The following is a 17159-nucleotide window of genomic DNA, read 5'->3' as shown; positions in this document are numbered from 1 at the left end:
GGAGTTTGAGGAGGCGCCGCGTTTCTCATCTCTCCACTCACTTCGGCGCCCGCACCTCGACGTTACCCGTCCCGGTCCGGCCGTAGCGCGAGGGATTGTACATGTCCTCGACATAGGCCTGGGGCAGCACGTATTTGCCGGGCGAGACCGCGCGCACGACGTAGGCGACGGTGAAGACCGACTTGGAGTCCGAGGCGCGATCGACCGCCGCCGTGAAGCGGTCGTCGCGGAACTCGGTATCTTCAGGCTCCTCGCCGTCCTCGATCCAGTCCAGCGTGCCGCTGTCGCCCGACGACACCAGCTTCGGATTGTCGATCTCGAGGCCCGCGGGCAGATAGTCGGACACCATGATGTGGCCGTACTCGGGCTTCGCCTCGGTGATCTTCAGCACCACCGCAAAACGCTGGTTCTGCTTGACCTTGCTGATGTCGGCGGGCTTGCCGTCGAGCGTGAAATAATTGCGCTCGATCTTGAAGCCGTTCGATGCAGCCGGCTCCGGCATGACCGGCGAGCCCGACACCGAGACCACCGCCTGGACCGGCGCATCGCCGGTGTTGGTGATCTTCAGCGGCTTGCCCTCCAGCGTCACGGCCTTGTAGCTGCGGTACAGCGCGGTCTTGACCGGCTGGCCGTCGACTTCCATCGAGAGGTTTTCCTTGGCCAGCGCCCGCGCCGCCAGCACCAGCCACGCATTCTCCTGCGTGGAGGTGTAGGGCGTCAGGCCGCGCGCGGTCTCGACCCGCGACACCGCCTGCGTCAGCGTCGCCTTCGGCGCGTTGCCCTCGCTGGCGAGCGAGACCAGCGCTGCGGCATCGCGAAGCTGCGAGCCGTAGTCGGTGCGGCCGAACTCCAGCACCGGCTTCGGCGCGAGGCCGTCGAGCGCGGCGCCGTAGACGCGTTCCGCGCGGTTGCGGTCGCCGACCAGTGCGAGCGCCGCCGCAAGCTGCGACTTCGCGATCGGCGTTGCGAGGTTGGCGAGCTTGGTGTCGGCGAGATAGCGGAGATCGCCGATCGGCGCGGCGCCATTGCGTGCGAGCACATAGAGGCCGTAGGCGAGATCGCGCCCGCCGTCCTTCTCGGGCTCGTTGCCGTTCACGACCGAGTTGCGGATGCGGTCGAGCGCGTTCTTGAACAGCACGTCCGGCACCGCAAAGCCCTTTTCGCGGGCGCGGGTGAGGAAGTCCGTCACGTAGGCGTCGAGCCAGGCATCGTCGCCGCCGGCCGACCACAGGCCGAACGAGCCGTTGGAGCCCTGACGCGCGAGGAGTCGCTCGATCGCATCGCGGATGCGCTGGTCGACCTCGGTGTCCATGGCCAGATGCGCGCCGGCGGCGAGCTCGTTGACATAGAGCAACGGCAAGGCACGGCTCGTGATCTGTTCCGAGCATCCATAGGGGTAGCGGTCGAGCGCCTTCAGGATCGTTGCGGCGTCGAGCGCCGTCGACAGGCTGGCCGAAACCGAGACGCTGCCGGTGCCCGGCACGAGATCGGAGAACATGTCCGAGGTCAGCGTCAGGCTTTCACCCTTCGCCAGCGTCCGGATCGAACGCCGCGCCAGCACCTGCGTCGCTGCCTTGACGTCGAGCGCATAGTGACGCGCCAGCGCAAGGCCGTTCGGCCCCTTGATGTCCACGTCGAGCGTCGCCTGCCCCGCCGCCGTCGCGTCGATTGCGAGCGTAAACGCGTTGCGCTGCTTGGCGGCGAGCTTGACCGTGGTTGCGGGATTGCCGGTCATCTTCACCGGGCCGCCGGTCTTCACGTTGATGACGTAGTCGCCGGCCTGGCCCTCGACGTTGTCGATCTCGAGGTTGACCGTGCCGTGGTCGCCATTGAGCAGGAAGCGCGGCAAGGTCGTGGTCAGCACCACGGGATCGCGGATCACGACATCCGTGTTGGCGCGGCCGAGCTTGGTCGCGGTCCACGCCACCGCCATGACGCGCGCGGTGCCGGCGAACTCGGGGATATCGAAGCTCACTTCGGCGGTGCCGTCGGTGGCGACCGTGACGATGCCCGAGTAGAGCGCGAGCGGCTTTTGCGCGGGCGGAGAGCCCTGCAATTCGCCCGCACCGGCATCGCCGCCGGACTTGATCTGTCCGCGCGTGCCCGACATGCCGTCGATCAGTTGCCCATAGAGATCGCGGATCTCCGCGCTCAGGCGGCGCTGGCCGAGATAATAATCGTCCGGCGCCGGCGGCTTGTAATTGGTCAGGTTGAGGATGCCGACATCGACCGCGGCAATCACCACCTTGGCGTCCTCGCCCGGATTGAGCCCGTCGAGCTTGACCGGGATCTTCAACATCGCATTCGGCCGGACCAGTGCCGGCGGCGTCAGCTTCACCTGGAGCGTGCGGGTCTGCTTGTCGATGCCGAACCATTTCAGGCCGATCGCCCGGCCCGGCATGCGTTGCGCAGCCGCATCGAGCGGGCGGCGCAGCGTCGCCACCACATAGGCGCCGGTGCCCCAGTCCTTGCCGACCGGCAGCCGCACCTGCGCGGTACCTTCCTTGACGTCGATGGTCTGCGTCGTCAGCAGGCGGTCGCCGAGCACGTTGACGGTGAGCTTGCCGGCGCTGCGGACGTTCACCGACACCGTCATGGTGTCGCCGGAGGCGTATTGCGGCTTGTCGATCGAGGTCTCCAGCAGGTCCGGCGTGTCGGCGCTGCCGTCGGAATACCAGCCGACGTCGAACTGCACCGAGGTCACCGGACCGTCGGCGTCGTTCGACTTCACATCGAGCCGGTAGCGGCCGGGCTGCGGGCTCAGCGAAATCCGCGACGGCTTGTCGGCAGCGATCGTCACGTCGCCGTCGGAAACGCGCGACGTCGATTTGACCGGCTCGTACTCCCAGTAATTGTTCTGGCGATACCACTGGTAGCGCGACTCCATCTTCAGGAGCTCGTAGCGCAGGCCGTCGCGGCGCAGCTTCTCACCCTCGGGCGAGACGAACACGACGTCGAACTCGGCCTTGTCGCCCTCGGCGACGTTCTTGTCGCCGAACAGCGGCTTGATGCCGATCATGGCGTTGGCGGGCGCGACCGGCAGCACGATCTTGCGCTCGACGGCGCGGCCGCCGGTCTCGACCATGCGAACGAAGATCTGCGCCTCCTGCGGGCGCGTCGAGGCAGGCTGCTTGTCCAGCGTCACCGGGAAGGTGGCAACGCCGTTGGCGTCGGCTTCCGGCAAATTCTCCAGCGGCGTGCGCTCGTTTGAGGTGGTCTCCTCGTCGGCGACGCCGAACTGGTAGCCGGCAAAGCCCGGGCGTTCGCTTGCGGGCGCGACCAGCATGTCGCCTTCGAGCTGGAGACCGGAGGCCGGCGCACCATAGAGGAAATGGCCATCCGCCTTAAGCTCCACCGGAGCGTTAGCTTTGATCAGCTTGTCCTTGGCAGACAAGTCGAATTCGATCCGATCAGGGACGTAGTCCTCGACCATGAAGGTGGTTTCGCCGACCGACGAGCCCTTCGGATCGGTGAAGGCGCGGACCCGCCAGGTCCCGGTCGGGACGGCCGAATTGAGCGGCACGGACAGCGTACGGCCGCCGGCCCCCTGGTCGGCGAGCACGGCGCGGCGGAATTCGACGCCGTCGGGGCGCTCGATCACCAGCGTCAGCGGCCCGCCGGCAACGGCATTGCCCTGCCCGTCGCGCAAGAGCGCGGTGAGATAGACGGTCTCGCTGGAGCGATAGACGCCGCGCTCGGCATAGACGAAAGCATCGGCGCCCGATGGCACCGCCCGGCCCGAAACGCCGCGGTCGGACAGGTCGAAAGCCGAGGTCTTCAGGCTCAGAAAGGCATAGTCGGCCTTCTCGCCCGTGACCGTCAGCATCGCCGGCGACAGGCCGCCCTCGCCGCGCGCAAGGCCCGCCTCGAACAGCACATGGCCGCTGTCGTCGGTCTTGCGGGTCGCCAGGATCTCGTTGTTGCGTGCAACCAGCCGGACCTCGGCCTTGCCGACCGGGTCGGTCGAGGCCAGCGAATTGACGAAGACGTGGATGCCGTCATTGCCGGAATAGGCCGTGACCCCGAGGTCGGAGACGATGAACCATTGCGTTGCGAGCTGGTAATCGTCGTCCGAGCCCGGCCCCTTGGCCGCGGCGGTCATCACGTAGACGCCGGGTTGGAGCTCGCCGAGCGCCTGGTCGACCGGGAATGCGGTGGTGACGTCCTGGTTCAGCGTCATCGCAGTCGCAAGCTCGCCGGTCCAGACCTTGACGCCGCGCTCGCCGCCGAGATCGGCGAGCTGGTAGCGCGACAGCGTCTTCTGGAAATCGCTGTCGACCACCGTGTTGATCAGGTTGCGGTCGCCGATCCTGAAGACGTTGACGCTGACCGCGGGCGTGTTGACGCTGACCACGGGGATGCCGCGCTGGCCGGTCCGCGGCAGCACATAGGCACGGCTGGTGAAGCGCACGAACGGCTTGCGGTCGCGCACATAGACGTTGAACTCGGCCGATTTCGGCAGGCCCTCCTTCACGGTGGACGGCAGGCCGGCGCGCAGATTGATGTTGTAGCGCTCGCCGTGCTTCAGCCCGTCGACGCAGAGCTGCTTGCCTTCGGCCGACAGCGCCGGCTTGTCCTGGCCCGCCAGCGCGAGGTACGGCGCGAAGTCGGTGCGCTTGGCCAGCTCCTCCGAGAACTGGAAGCAGGCGCGCGGGCTCGCCGAATCCGAGTCCACGGTATAGTCGAGCAGCCGGAAGCCGTGCTCGTCGCGCATCTTCTCGTATTGGCCGCGGACGTCGGCGACCTCGCGCATGTCGAGCGATAGCCGCAGCGCATCCAGCGCCGGCCGCCACAGCTTGCGTTCGGCCAGCGATTTGCCGAGCACGGCGAGCGCATCCGCCTCCTCGCCCGGATTGCCGGCGCGCTGGTAGGCGATGTATGCGGCGGTCGAGGCCCGCTCCAGCAGGAACGTCTGCTCGCTCGAGCTTTTCGGCGAGATCTGGAAGATCACCTTGGCGAGCCGCAGCCAGTTGCCGGTATCCTCCGGCGTGGTCGCGGCGATCTGGCCGAGCACCGACAGCCCGGTGCGGAAATCATTGCGCCGGAAGGCGGCGTCGGCGTCGGTGCGCAGCGTCGCGCTGGTCTTGGCGACCGGCCCCGCTTCGCTCTTGATCTGGGCCTCCAGCTTGATCGCGGAATCGGCGAGGTCGTCGCGCTTGAACGCCTTGTCGGCGGCCAGCGCTGCGCTAAGGCCGAGCGCCAGCGTGGCGCAGAGTGTGACGGCGCGAACAAGACCGATCATAATGGACTCCCGGAAATCGCGGCGAACGCCGCGTGAGCATGAAATGCGCGGAAAGGTGACGGACTCAAGGCGATGGAACCAAAGGTGCAAATCGTCGCATTCGCCATGACAAGGCAAGCCCTGAGGAGACCGATCGAGATATCACCGCGCACGCCGTCCTGATGGCGCAGCCATACCTGACCGATCGACCGGCGGCCGTGTCCCGGAAGCTGGCCAGCGTTCCCGGCGATGTAATCCATCGTCCAGTCCGCTGCCGCTCAACCCGGCACCCTGACACCCCACCGTTCCGCTTAGTCGCGGCGTTGAGGAAAACGGTTCGGTTCAGACTTGGCGGGGTCGAGGATTTTTTATATCTGGCGTGATAGAAGACCGGCAGGCGGCAGCCAAGGCTGGCCTCAAGACGGTCCCATAGCTCAACTGGATAGAGTAGCGGATTTCTACTCCGCGGGTTGCAGGTTCGAGTCCTGCTGGGATCGCCATTCATCACTGGATTGACGAGGCCGATGGAGCCGACTTGCGGTATCGGCCGCCCGCTCACCGGCGACGTCTTCAAGAGCCTCGCTGTTCTCGTCGATCCCGTGGACGATTTCGATTCGCGCTGCCGGAATTTCGGTGCCGCTTGATCGACGTGACGGACGCACAGTTACCAATCCTCATTACTTCACGAATACGTGGGTACCCTCGCCCCGGTCTTTGAACCGGACAGACGAACCCTATCTATGCGCCGGGCGACGTGCGCCCGATAGGGAATTCGATGTTGCCAACCGAGTGGACGAGAATGGCTATCGCATCTGCGGTTGCCGTGATCGCGATGTCGTATTTGGCAATCGACGCTGGTGTCGTGAACTCCAGCGTGATCACACGGCGCATCGAGACGGCGCGGGCTTCCATTGCGGACGCGGCGGCCAGTCAGCATCAACTCGCCTTCGCTATTCAGGCCTGGGCGCGTCCAAGCCGCCAGAAGGCGGACTCGGAGCCACATTTGGAGCACTGCCTGGCGATCGATTGAGTCAGGCGCAGCACCAGATCAGCCGACGCCTAAGCGGCCTTTCTTTTGTTCACGGTCCGACTCCGCTTCGTTCCAAAAGCACGAATCGTCATCGCAAAAATCGGCAGCGCGCATTCATTAATGCCGCGTTTCGCTGGCTCGGTTCGTTCATGCATCCGAGGTCACGAGCACGGGCCGCAATCGGTACGCATCGATCGCGGCGTTCGACAGCAGCAGCCTGCGCCGCTCGCCGCGCAGCATCAAGCGGTCGATCCTGTTCAGGATGAAGCGGGCTGAATCATTGGGCTCACCGGTGAGCAGGCCGGATTGGTCGAGATATTTCCAGGCGATCTCGAAAGACTGCGCGCGCAATTCGGGGTCTGTCATAGCCGGCCAACGTCGACGGGGAACGGATGTTCCTAACTGCGCAACGTCAGTCGCAGCGAACCACGGCGCGACGAAATGCGTAGCGCCGCGAACGAGATCACGACCAGCACGTTGGCTGCAACGAAATGGAGTGGTGCCGACCCGCCAGCCCCGGTCGGCTTTGAAGGGCCCCGTGCTTGTCCCCCCGAGCACGGGGCTTTCTCATGCAGGCCAACCAGCGTCCCGACCTCGTCCGGCCATTGACGCGAGATCTCGCCGAGGATGCGATTAGTCCGTCTGCTCGTCGCGCCGGTCGCGGGCGAGCTGATGCCAGGCCAGAGCCAGTTGGATCAGTCTCTGCCGGTCGGCGCCGTCGGCGGACGCCGCGGCCCGCTTCATCGCCGCCTCGGCTTCGTGCTGTGGGTCGTACTTGGGGCACATGAGGCCGAACCTAACCGACCGATATGGACGGACCGATGGCAATTTCGTCCGTATGAATGCGGGGTGGCTTCGCGTCGTCCGAACCCACCCTGACGCATCTGTGAAGTGCGTCACAGCCTGCAACCGGCGTCTCGGCTAAACAGAACTCAACCGCTCGCACCACCGCGAGAGGGCATGGGTGGTCCATCATGACACAGGAAGCAGCAGCCGAGGCTCACGTCCCAACGCGACGCGCAAGGCCCGACCTGTTCGGCGCCACGTTTCTTGCCACCATCGGTATCGTGATGCTGGCCTGGATCGCAGGCCTGGTCTGGGCCGCGATCGCGTTCTTCAACTGGCTGGTGTGACGCGCGAAGCGATCAGTATCGCTTCAGCAACCAATACGTTACCCAGACAAAAAGAGGCGGGCCTGCGCCCGCCYCCCTGTTTCAGACCTTGCCTGAAGCCTCAGTAACACGCGCGAGGATCGGCCTGCACATACTGGCCGCTCGGATAGCGGTAGTAGCAATTGCCCTGGGCGAAATAATAGCCGGGCCGCGAGGCAGCCGTGGCGCCGGCGATCGCGCCGGTGGCGCCGCCGATCACGGCACCCGCGGCCGCGCCCGAGGCGTTGCCCGAGATCAGGCCGCCCAGCACGCCGCCGACGATGGCGCCGCCAAGTGCGCTTGCGCCGGGATCAGCCGGTGGCGGAGGCGGCGGCGGTTCGTAGGCGACGGGAGGCGGCGCCGGAGCGTAGGCCACCGGCATGTCGTCGAAGTAATCCTCGGAGATGTAGGCCGGCGGGCCGGCCATCCGCTGCGGATAATAGTACCAGACGCCGCCGACGTCCCACCACCAGCCGGAGCGGCCGTTGCGGACCTCGTGGCGCCAGCGCCCGCCATCCCAGGCGCGATTGCCGCGATAGGCGTGTCCGCCCCAGTCGCGCTCCGGTGCGGGGCCCCTGGCGTAATTGCGTCCGGGCGGCGGGCCGCCTGCTCCGTGCGGGCCGGGACCGGGGCCGCCGGCGTGGGGCTGGCCGCCGGGCTGTTGCGCGGGCCGGGCCGCCTGCTGCGGCGGGGGGCCCTTGCGCATGTTCTGATTGTTCTGGGGCGGCGCGCCCGCGCCGGGCCCCGCAGGCGTCTGGGCCTGGGGTCTTGGCGGCAATGAGTCCTGTGCCTGCGCCGAAAGCGCGACAAGGGACATGGCCGAAACCAAGGGAATAATGATCTTCATGCGGCTGGACGCACTCATGCGTGCTTAACCCCCTACTCTCGCGATTGCCGTGGTGCCTAGCGCGATAGACGATTCGCCTCGCGCCTGGCTGATGCCGGCGGACATAACTGACCTGCTTTGGTCGGCTAAGTCCCGTTACAAATGATTAAGATCACGGCAATTTTCGGCCCTGGGGCGCGGCGGAACCGTTCTAGCGCGCCGGCTCGATCACATTGCAGTTGGTCCGCCCCGACATCAGGCAGTCCTGCATCTTGCTGGCCGCGGTGAGATCGCGGGCGAGCCACCAGCCGACACCGAGGATCACGAGCGCGATGATCAATCCGGCAATCGCACCACGACGGTTGTCGCCGGATTGAGGTTTTGCGAGGGATTTGGGCTTTTTGCCCGGTTCGGGCTTGGATTCGGGCTTGGACTCAGACTTGGACATGACTGGCCGATCGCAGGGGTGAGCCGGCTTTACCACCTCTGCGACGTCGCGTCACATCCCGGTCGATCGTTCAGCCCCGGGTCTGCCGGATCGCATCCTTGCGCGAGGTTTCGACCGCCGGAGTGGCCCGAGGTGCGCAGGTCGTCAGCAAGAATGCGGTCTGGGTGCATTCCCAATCCGCGCCGAGGACGGCACTTTCGATCGGCTTAGGGCGGGCGAGCAACAGTGCGACGCCAGCCAAGGCGACCACCGCGACGGCGATTGCGAGCGCCTTCGGGCTCAGTCTTGAGATCATCATGCCCGTGCTCCGTCTCGTACCGGGCGGACGCTAGGCGCCGCTCCGTGTGGTCCTCTATGAAGGACATCACAATTCGGCAGTTTTTCGGGGCTACGAGAGATCGTCGGTGGTGGCGATTTTTCGTCTACCTGATCGGCTGCGATTATGGGTGGCTTCGCGACGCGCGCCGATGTACACGCTTCTGCGTCGCGTGGTGCCTGCTATGCCCAGCCGACGTACCAACAGTCACCGATGTAGGATTGAAAGCGAGGAAGGCAAGGCCCGTGAGTGGATTTAGGGAACCCGGGTTTTCAGACCGGCAAAAGGCGGCGCAGGAAGCGCGCAAAAATCTTTTGAACAAATTCAAGTCGCAGCCCGGGCTGGATGATCCGGCGGTGGCGGCACGTCGTGCTGAGCGCGAGGCGCTCGCGGCCAAGCGCGCAGAGGCAAAGGCCGCGCGCGAAGCCGAGAAGGCCGAGCAGAAGCGTATTGCGGAAGAAGCTGCAGCGGCCGAAGCCGCGCGTATCGCCCGCGAAGCGGAAGAAGCGATCGCCAAGCAGGCTGAAGTCGAGGCCGAGCAAAAGGCCAAGCGCGACGCCCGCTACGCTGCCCGAAAGGCTAAGCGGAAGTAACGTTCGCAAGTCACGTTCAACTCACGTCGCGTTCAAGTGAAGTTGAACTGAAACATCGCTGGGGGCGGTCCATGTGACCGCCCTCGGACTTCCAAGCGCGCGGCTGCCTTCGCAGACGCCGCGACGACGGCGGAAGATCAGTTCTTCTTCATCATCCCGTCGTCTTTCTTCATCCCGTCCTTCGACATGTGGTCCTTCTTCATGCCGTCGTCCTTGGACATGGTGTCCTTCTTCATGCCGTCCTTGGACATCGTGTCCTTCTTCATCATGCCGTCGTCCTTGCCCATCTTGTCCTGGGCAAAAGCGGCCGGCGACAGCGCGAGGCCAAGCGACAGAGCGGCAGCCGAGACGCCGAGCACGATGCGGGTGCGAATGGTCATGAGTGATTTCCCTTCGAGATGGTGTTTGTCAGCGACGGACGCCGCTATCTGATCTCGACGGATTGCCCGCTGGCGTTGTTACGCGCCCACTGACAAAATTTCTGCGGGCCGGCTGCGAGGATGTTCCGTGTGCACTGCAGCAAGGCCGGCACTTGCCCCGGCATTCGGTCTCGAACTATCAGATGAGAGAATATTGGGTGAGAGACCGGCTAGGATGGACCTATGCGCTGGTCTCAAGGACCCAGCCCACCTCACACCAAACAAGAACCGGCCAAGGGCCGTCCAAGGGGATACACCATGCTCACGCGCCGTCATCTGATCGCGACCGCCGTCGCCGCACCCGCCATTCTTCGCTTCGGCACTGGTACCGCGCATGCCGCGACCACGCTGAAGATCTCGCATCAATTCCCGGGAGGGACCATCGACAAGGGCGACTTCCGCGACCGGCTCTGCCGCATGTTCGCGGCTGAAGTCGCCAAGCGCAGCAAAGGCGACATCGCCGCGGAAATCTATCCGAACTCCTCGCTGATCAAGACCAACGCGCAGTTCTCCGCGATGCGCAAGGGCGCGCTCGACATCAGCCTCTATCCGATGCCTTACGCCGGTGGCGAGCTGCCGGAGACCAATATCGGCCTGATGCCGGGCCTCGTGACCACCTACGACCAGGGCATGCGCTGGAAGAAGGCGCCGGTCGGCAAGGCGTTGACCGACTTCCTCGCCGACAAGGGCATCATCCTGCTCACCTGGGTGTGGCAGGCCGGCGGCGTCGCCAGCCGCTCCAAACCGATCGTCGCCCCTGAAGATGCCAAGGGCATGAAGGTGCGCGGCGGCTCGCGCGAGATGGACATGGTGCTCCAGACCGCCGGCGCCTCAGTGCTCTCGGTGCCGTCGAACGAAATCTACGCGGCGATGCAGACCGGCGCCTGCGATGCCGGCATCACCTCCTCGACCAGCCTGATCTCGTTCCGGCTCGAAGAGGTCGCGAAGTCGCTGACCTCGGGTGCGGGTGCCTCCTACTGGTTCATGCTCGAGCCGCTGATGATGTCGAAGGCGATCTTCGACAAGCTGCCGAAGAACCAGCAGGACGTCCTGCTCGCGGTCGGCACCGAGCTCGAAGCCTTCGGCCGCAAGGGCGCGCAGGACGACGACGTCGAGGTCGCCAAGGTCTACGAGAAGGCCGGCGCCAAGGTCAGTGCGCTCGATGCCGCCACCGTCGGCAAATGGCGCGACATCGCCCGCGACACCGCGTGGAAGGATTACGGCGCCAAGACCGCGACCGCCGCCAACCTGCTCAAGCTCGCCTCCGACGTCGGCGCATGAGCCACGGTCCGCTTCCGGATCGTGATGACCAGGCGAACGCTGCCGCAGGGACCGGCCTTGCGGCGGCGATCGATCGCGGTCTCGCCGTCCTCAACACCATCATCGTCGTGTTCGCAGCGATCGCGCTGATCGCGGCCTGCGCCATCCTGAGCTACAGCGTGCTCAGCCGCGCCCTGTTCAAGGCCGCCAATTACTGGCAGGACGAGGCCGCCGTATTCCTCCTGGTCGGCGCCACCTTCATGACGGCGGCCTATGTGCAGCAGAACCGCGGCCATATCGGCATCGAGGCCTTTGTCGGCCTGCTGTCACCGCTCGCGAACCGGATCAGGCTCTGGCTGGTCGATGCCGCGACGTTCCTGTTCTGCGCCTTTTTCGCCTGGAAGTCCTGGACGCTGACCCATGAAGCCTATGTCGACGGTCAGGTCTCAAACTCGATGTGGTCGCCGCCGCTCGCCATTCCCTATTCGCTGATGGCGCTCGGGATGAGCCTGCTCTGCATCCAGATCCTCGTGCAGCTTGCGCTGCCTTTCGCAGGAGCCAGGCGTCCATGAGCGTTTTCGGTATCGGCCTCGCCTACGGTATCGCGACGCTGGTCGTGATGTTCTCAGGCATGCCGATCGCGTTCGCGCTCGGCGCGGTCGCGGTCGTGTTCATGGGCATCTACATGCCGGCCGCGTCCCTGGATACGGTGACGCAGAACGTCTACGAGGAAATGGCCTCGATCACGCTGCTGTCGATCCCGCTCTTCATCCTGAAGGGCGCCGCCATCGGTAAATCGCGCGCCGGCCAGGATCTCTATTCGGCCCTGCATGCCTGGCTGCATCGCGTCCCCGGCGGCCTCGGCGTCGCCAACGTGTTCGCCTGCGCGCTGTTTGCGGCGATGGCGGGCTCCAGCCCTGCGACCTGCTCGGCGATCGGATCGGCCGGCATCCCCGAGATGCGTAAGCGCGGCTATTCCGGCGGCTTTGCCGCCGGAATCATCGCGGCCGGCGGCACGCTCGGCATTCTGCTGCCGCCCTCGATCACGATGATCCTGTTCGCGGTCGCCGCTGAAAAATCGCTCGGCCGTCTCTTCCTCGCCGGCATCGGGCCCGGCCTGCTGCTGGTGTCCCTGTTCGGCGCCTATGCGGTGATCCGCTTCCGCCAGGAATATGCCGCGGCGCAGGCGATCTTTGAGAAAGGCGGGCCTGAGGCGGCGATCCTGGCCCGCGACGAATACACGCTCGCCGAACGCTTCAGCGTGCTGCCGCGCGTGATCCCGTTCGTGCTGCTGCTCACCGGCGTCATGATCGCGCTCTATGGCGGCTACGCGACGCCGTCGGAAACCGCCGGCCTCGGCGGCCTGCTCGCGCTGGCGCTGATCGCGGCGATCTACAGCGTGTGGCGGCCGAGCGACCTCGCCCCGATCTTGAAGTCGACGATCCGGGAATCGACCATGCTGATGATGATCATCGGCATGTCGCTGCTCTATTCCTACGTGATGAGCTATCTGCACATCTCGCAATCGGTCGCCGAATCCATCGTCGCGATGCACCTGCCGCGCTGGGAGCTGCTGTTCGCGATCCTCGTCATGGTCGTCGTGCTCGGCTTCTTCCTGCCGCCGGTCTCCATTATTCTCATGACCGCGCCGATCATCCTGCCGCCGCTCCGCGCCGCCAATTTCGACATCATCTGGTTCGGCGTAGTCATGACCATCGTGATGGAGATGGGGCTGATCCATCCGCCTGTCGGCCTCAACATCTTCGTCATCCGCAACGTCGCGCCGGACATTCCCTTGCGCGAGGTGATCTGGGGCACCCTGCCCTTCGTGCTGCTGATGATGCTCGCGGTGCTGCTGCTGTGCTTCTTCCCGGGAATCTCGACCGGGCTGCCGGACCTGGTGATGGGGCCGGACGGGAGCAGGTAGAGGCAATCGCAATTGCCGTAGGGTGGGCAAAGGCGCGCAGCGCCGTGCCCACCATCTCTCCTCGATCCCGATAAAAGTGGTGGGCACGCTTCGCTTTGCCCACCCTACGAGCTAACCCTAAGATCTCTACGATTTATCCTTCCGCCGTGACTTCGGCGCGATCGTGCTGCCGGCCACCACCTGCAACAGATCCTTGCGCACGGCCTCGATGTGCCGCTCCAGGAACCGGCAGGCCTCCTCGACCTTCTCCGCACGGCATAACGCGATCAGATGGGCGTGCTCCTTCTCGGCGGTTCCCATCGCCTTGGTGTTGGAGAGCTGGAGGCGCGTGTAGCGGTCGCTGGTCTGGAGCAGCGACAGCACGATCGCGCGCGTACGCGGCTGCGGGGCGTGAACATAGAGCGCCATGTGGAAGTCGGCGTTGAGCTGCCCCCATTCGCTGACGTTGCGCGCCTTGATCGCCTTCTCGAACTGCTTGTGGATGTCGTCGAGCCCTTCGAAATCATCGCCGGTGAAACGCGGCGCCGATTGCGCCAGGAGGCGCGGCTCCAAAATCCGGCGCAGATCGAACACGTCGTTGATCTCGTCCAGCGACAGCTCCGAGACGATGGCGCCCTTCTGCGGAACGATGCGTACCAGGCCTTCGGCCTCGAGCTGGAATAGCGCTTCGCGCACCGGGATGCGGCTGACGCCATAGGCCTCGCCAAGCGCGTCCTGACGCAGTTGCGAGCCGGCCGGATAGGTGCCGTCGAGGATCGACTGCCTGAGCTGGTCGACGATCGCGGCCGACAGCGTGCGATGCTTCAGAGGCTGTTTCATCTGACCTTCTGTTGTCCTTCCCGACTCATCCGGCCGAAGCGGTCTCTCTCTTGCATGTTGAGGGGCCCAACAAAAGTGTGCGGCCCGGCAAAAGCCAGTGCCCAGCAAAAGCGCGTCCTGCCGCCGAAATGACCGCAATCTCCGTTTGACACGCAAAATGTATAAATTATACATTTACCGATAGCACGAGATTTCTCAGGGGTCGGGGCCTCTTTCATGATCGAGCAGACGATGCCGGCCACGCGCGCACTCAGCGTTCGACACATGGTCGTCCGCGCGTCCAGTGCCCTGCTCGCCGTCGAGCGCGTCGCGCTGATGGGCCTGATGTACCTGCTCACCGGCCTGATCCTGGTGAACGTCGTCACCCGCTACGCGCGCTTCCCGATCTACTGGATCGATGAATCTGCGGTCTATTGCGTGGTCTGGCTGACCTTCGTCGGGGCGTCCGCGATGACGCGGCTACGGCTCGATTTCGCGGTCACCATGCTGACGGAGCGTCTTTCGCCACGGCACCAGAAGATCGCAAAGGTGATCTCGACCGGCATGGTCGTCGCGTTCGGAATCGCGCTGATCGTGACCTGCATGCTCTGGATGGACCCGATTGGCCTTGCGCGCGCCGGCTTCGACGGGCGCAAGCTCGCGGCCGAGACCTTCAACTTCCTCTACACCGAGCACACCCAGACGCTGAACTGGCCGACCTGGGTGCTCTATTTGACGCTGCCGATCTTCGCGGTCTCGATGACCATCCACGGCCTCGCCAACCTTCTGGAAGATCTCGAACTGGTCCCGCGCACGCCGCCGAAGGGCTTTGCGCTCTCCGAGCTCGACGGGGTCAACTGATGATCACGTCAGCCGCCTTCGTCGCGATCATGCTGGTCGGCGTGCCGATCGGCCTCTGCCTGTGCCTCGCCGGCCTCGTCTACATCGCAGCATCCGGCAATCCGGTGCTGTTCCAGTCCTATCCGCTCCAGCTGTTCGGCGGCGTCGACAGCTACGGCCTGATCGCGATCCCGCTCTTCATTCTGATCGGTGAGATCATGAATGGTGGCGGCATCACGCGCCGCATCGTCGACATGGCGATGGCCTTCGTCGGCTCGCTCAAGGGCGGGCTCGCCTACGTCAACATCCTCGCCAACATGTTCATCTCCTCGATCCTGGGATCGGCGACCGCGCAGGTCGCGATCATGGCCCAGATCATGGTCCCGGAGATGGAGAAGAAGGGCTACGACAAGACCTTTGCGGCGGGCCTCACCGCCTATGGCGGCATGCTCGGCCCGATCATCCCGCCGTCGGTGATGTTCGTGGTCTACAGCGTGCTCGCGCAGGTCTCGGTCAGCGACATGCTGATCGCCGGCATCGTGCCGGGCGTCATCCTCACGGTGATGTTCTGCCTCGTCATCGCGCTGATGGGATATGTCTACAACTATCCCCGTGCCGATTATCAGACGCCGCGCCAGCGCGTCATGACGATCCTGCGGACGTCACCCACCCTGCTGATTCCGATCGTCATCGTCGGCACCATCCTCAGCGGCCTCGCCAATGCGACGGAATCCGCGGCCGTCGGCGCGGTCGCCGCCGCCCTTGTCGGGAAATACTGGACCAAGGAATTCGAGTTCTCGCAGCTGCCGCAGATGATGCTGCGCAGCGCCATCTATTCGGCGATCGTGCTGTTCCTGGTGGCGGCCGCGGCGGTGTTCTCCTGGGTCCTGATCTTCGGCAAGGTGCCGCAGGAAACCGCCGGCTGGATCCAGTCCGCCGCCAAGGACCCGGTCAGCTTCATGCTGATCTGCAACGTCATCCTGCTGATCATCGGCACGGTGATCGATGGCATTCCCGGCCTGATCATGACGGTGCCGATCCTGCTGCCGGTTGCAACCGACGTCTACCACATCGATCCCAGGCATTTCGGCGTCGTGGTGGTGATCAACCTCGTGCTCGGCCTGTTGTCGCCGCCGGTCGGGCTCTGCTTCTTCGTCGCGGCCGCCGTCACCGGCGCCAAGCCCGGCAAGATGTTCATGGTGACGCTGCCCTTCTTCGTCATCTCCTGCGTCCTGCTGGTGCTGCTCTCGCTCTACCCCTCGCTCTCGCTGATCCTCATCAAATAGGCCCGTTCAAAAGGAAGCCCGACCATGCCGCTTTCACGCCGCCGCTTTCTCGCCGCCAGCGCCGCCGCCTCGGTGTTCGCGCCCTCGCTGGCGCTTGCCCAGGCCAAGGAATTCCGCCTCGGCCTGATCACGCCCAATGGCCATTCCTGGAACAAGGCGGCGCTGAAATTCGGCGACGATCTCAAGGCCGCGACCAACGGCCGGCTCACCCTGACCGTGTTCCATTCCGGCCAGCTCGGCAACGAGCCCGCGATGATGCAGCAATTGCAGTCCGGCGCGCTCGACATGGGCTTCATCCAGGCCGCCGAGCTCGGCTCGCGCGTGCCGCACATCGCCGCGATCAATGCGCCCTACATCGTCCGCTCGACGCCTGCGGTCGCGAAATTCGTGCGGCATCCGGCGGCCGTGAAGCTGTTCGATGTGCTGCCGCAGGAGACCGGCACCATCGGCCTCGGCTGGGGCATCACCGGCATGCGCGCGGTGTTCTCCTCCAAGGACCTGAACTCGCTCGCCGACATCAAGGGCATGAAGCTGCGCATCAACCCGACGCCGGTCTATCGCGATTTCTATTCCTCGCTCGGTGCCGCGCCGACGCCGATCCCGACGCCGCAGGTGTTCGACGCGATGGCCAACGGCCAGGTCGATGGCCTCGAGGCTGATCTCGAATTCTCCTGGAACCAGCGCTTCGACAAGGTCTCCAAGGTGATCCTGCAGATGAACGCCGTCTTCATGCCGATGGCGGCGGTGGTCTCGGGTCGGGTCTGGCAGACGCTCCCCGCAGCCGACCGCGAGCTGATCGCCAAGACGGTGAAGTCGACGCTGGACGCGCAGATCGACGAGTTGGCCTCCAACGAGCCCGCGCTGATCGAGAATTTCAAGAACGCGCCGATCCCGATCCGCCAGGTCCCGGCCGGCGACACCGAGGCCGTCATCGCCGAGTTCGACAAGATCTGGCTGCCCAAGGCACCTGTCCTCGCCGAGCTGCGCAAGGTCGGCGCGACGCTCTGATCCCATTCGCCATCCTCTTCACAACAGCCGGCGGCC

18 protein-coding genes and 1 tRNA gene are annotated in these 17159 nt (G+C 65.1%); 10 read left to right on the top strand and 9 right to left on the bottom strand.

Annotated elements, in window-relative coordinates:
• Positions 1-37: 37 nt before the first annotated feature.
• Together AC1DW2_RS15520 and AC1DW2_RS15515 are read right to left on the bottom strand one after the other, a co-directional pair.
• A complete protein-coding gene (locus AC1DW2_RS15520) occupies positions 38-5242 on the bottom strand; it encodes an alpha-2-macroglobulin family protein (protein ID WP_477006491.1) in 5205 nt (1734 codons plus the stop codon).
• The gene (locus tag AC1DW2_RS15515) at positions 5239-5481 is read right to left on the bottom strand and encodes a hypothetical protein (protein ID WP_166341529.1); all 243 of its coding nucleotides are present in this window, start codon (positions 5479-5481) and stop codon (positions 5239-5241) included. The genes AC1DW2_RS15520 and AC1DW2_RS15515 overlap by 4 nt, the downstream gene beginning before the upstream one ends.
• 163 nt (positions 5482-5644) lie before the next feature.
• Here AC1DW2_RS15515 and AC1DW2_RS15510 point away from each other — a divergent pair.
• Together AC1DW2_RS15510 and AC1DW2_RS15505 are read left to right on the top strand one after the other, a co-directional pair.
• Positions 5645-5721 (top strand) — tRNA-Arg (locus tag AC1DW2_RS15510).
• A 299-nt stretch (positions 5722-6020) separates the two neighbouring features.
• On the top strand, positions 6021-6251 hold the full coding sequence (locus AC1DW2_RS15505) for a hypothetical protein (RefSeq protein WP_354075498.1): 231 nt from the start codon (positions 6021-6023) through the stop codon (positions 6249-6251).
• 147 nt (positions 6252-6398) lie between these two features.
• Here AC1DW2_RS15505 and AC1DW2_RS15500 read toward each other — a convergent pair whose 3' ends face one another.
• Both AC1DW2_RS15500 and AC1DW2_RS15495 read right to left on the bottom strand, forming a co-directional pair.
• Complete coding sequence (locus AC1DW2_RS15500; protein ID WP_063983431.1) at positions 6399-6617, bottom strand: hypothetical protein; 219 nt, start codon at positions 6615-6617, stop codon at positions 6399-6401.
• 267 nt (positions 6618-6884) lie between these two features.
• Positions 6885-7037, bottom strand: a complete 153-nt coding sequence (locus tag AC1DW2_RS15495) for a hypothetical protein (protein WP_014495428.1) — start codon at positions 7035-7037, stop codon at positions 6885-6887.
• Between the two features lie 188 nt (positions 7038-7225).
• Between AC1DW2_RS15495 and AC1DW2_RS15490 the strand changes: the two genes are divergently transcribed.
• Positions 7226-7384 carry a hypothetical protein gene (locus tag AC1DW2_RS15490; RefSeq protein ID WP_028161343.1) on the top strand — a complete coding sequence of 53 codons (159 nt, stop codon included), beginning with the start codon at positions 7226-7228 and terminating at the stop codon, positions 7382-7384.
• Between the two features lie 100 nt (positions 7385-7484).
• On the opposite strand, the gene AC1DW2_RS15485 is transcribed toward AC1DW2_RS15490, so the two are convergent.
• The 3 genes from AC1DW2_RS15485 to AC1DW2_RS15475 form a co-directional block, all read right to left on the bottom strand.
• On the bottom strand, positions 7485-8267 hold the full coding sequence (locus AC1DW2_RS15485; RefSeq protein ID WP_247310434.1) for a hypothetical protein: 783 nt from the start codon (positions 8265-8267) through the stop codon (positions 7485-7487).
• A 172-nt stretch (positions 8268-8439) separates the two neighbouring features.
• The gene (locus tag AC1DW2_RS15480; protein WP_085401256.1) at positions 8440-8676 is read right to left on the bottom strand and encodes a hypothetical protein; all 237 of its coding nucleotides are present in this window, start codon (positions 8674-8676) and stop codon (positions 8440-8442) included.
• Between the two features lie 70 nt (positions 8677-8746).
• On the bottom strand, positions 8747-8974 hold the full coding sequence (locus tag AC1DW2_RS15475) for a hypothetical protein (protein ID WP_028150973.1): 228 nt from the start codon (positions 8972-8974) through the stop codon (positions 8747-8749).
• A gap of 263 nt (positions 8975-9237) precedes the next feature.
• On the opposite strand from AC1DW2_RS15475, the gene AC1DW2_RS15470 reads away from it, so the two are divergent.
• Positions 9238-9585, top strand: coding sequence for a DUF6481 family protein (locus tag AC1DW2_RS15470; protein ID WP_071914157.1), 348 nt, complete (start codon positions 9238-9240; stop codon positions 9583-9585).
• 137 nt (positions 9586-9722) lie between these two features.
• Here AC1DW2_RS15470 and AC1DW2_RS15465 read toward each other — a convergent pair whose 3' ends face one another.
• Positions 9723-9965, bottom strand: a complete 243-nt coding sequence (locus AC1DW2_RS15465) for a pentapeptide MXKDX repeat protein (RefSeq protein WP_028150975.1) — start codon at positions 9963-9965, stop codon at positions 9723-9725.
• A 297-nt stretch (positions 9966-10262) separates the two neighbouring features.
• Between AC1DW2_RS15465 and AC1DW2_RS15460 the strand changes: the two genes are divergently transcribed.
• The 3 genes from AC1DW2_RS15460 to AC1DW2_RS15450 are packed head-to-tail and all read left to right on the top strand — an operon-like array spanning position 10263 to position 13191.
• Positions 10263-11285 (top strand): TRAP transporter substrate-binding protein, encoded by a 1023-nt coding sequence (locus AC1DW2_RS15460; protein ID WP_063983435.1) that lies wholly within the window; start codon positions 10263-10265, stop codon positions 11283-11285.
• Positions 11282-11836, top strand: coding sequence for a TRAP transporter small permease (locus AC1DW2_RS15455; protein WP_063983436.1), 555 nt, complete (start codon positions 11282-11284; stop codon positions 11834-11836). The genes AC1DW2_RS15460 and AC1DW2_RS15455 overlap by 4 nt, the downstream gene beginning before the upstream one ends.
• A complete protein-coding gene (locus tag AC1DW2_RS15450; RefSeq protein WP_063983437.1) occupies positions 11833-13191 on the top strand; it encodes a TRAP transporter large permease in 1359 nt (452 codons plus the stop codon). The genes AC1DW2_RS15455 and AC1DW2_RS15450 overlap by 4 nt, the downstream gene beginning before the upstream one ends.
• A 126-nt stretch (positions 13192-13317) precedes the next feature.
• Here AC1DW2_RS15450 and AC1DW2_RS15445 read toward each other — a convergent pair whose 3' ends face one another.
• Complete coding sequence (locus AC1DW2_RS15445) at positions 13318-14010, bottom strand: GntR family transcriptional regulator (RefSeq protein ID WP_477006490.1); 693 nt, start codon at positions 14008-14010, stop codon at positions 13318-13320.
• A gap of 231 nt (positions 14011-14241) precedes the next feature.
• On the opposite strand from AC1DW2_RS15445, the gene AC1DW2_RS15440 reads away from it, so the two are divergent.
• Genes AC1DW2_RS15440 through AC1DW2_RS15430 form a run of 3 tightly spaced genes read left to right on the top strand, consistent with a single transcriptional unit; the run spans position 14242 to position 17123 of the window.
• Positions 14242-14850, top strand: a complete 609-nt coding sequence (locus AC1DW2_RS15440; protein WP_283018865.1) for a TRAP transporter small permease — start codon at positions 14242-14244, stop codon at positions 14848-14850.
• Entirely contained in the window at positions 14850-16115 is a 1266-nt protein-coding gene (locus AC1DW2_RS15435; RefSeq protein ID WP_028161334.1) for a TRAP transporter large permease, read from the top strand. Before AC1DW2_RS15440 ends, AC1DW2_RS15435 begins: the two co-directional genes overlap by 1 nt.
• A 24-nt stretch (positions 16116-16139) precedes the next feature.
• Complete coding sequence (locus tag AC1DW2_RS15430; protein WP_354096302.1) at positions 16140-17123, top strand: TRAP transporter substrate-binding protein; 984 nt, start codon at positions 16140-16142, stop codon at positions 17121-17123.
• The last annotated feature ends 36 nt before the right edge of the window (positions 17124-17159 follow it).

Source organism: Bradyrhizobium sp. P3_C3 (assembly GCF_056402655.1).
Note: the sequence above shows the minus strand (reverse complement) of the source record. Positions and strands in the feature narration are given on the sequence as shown.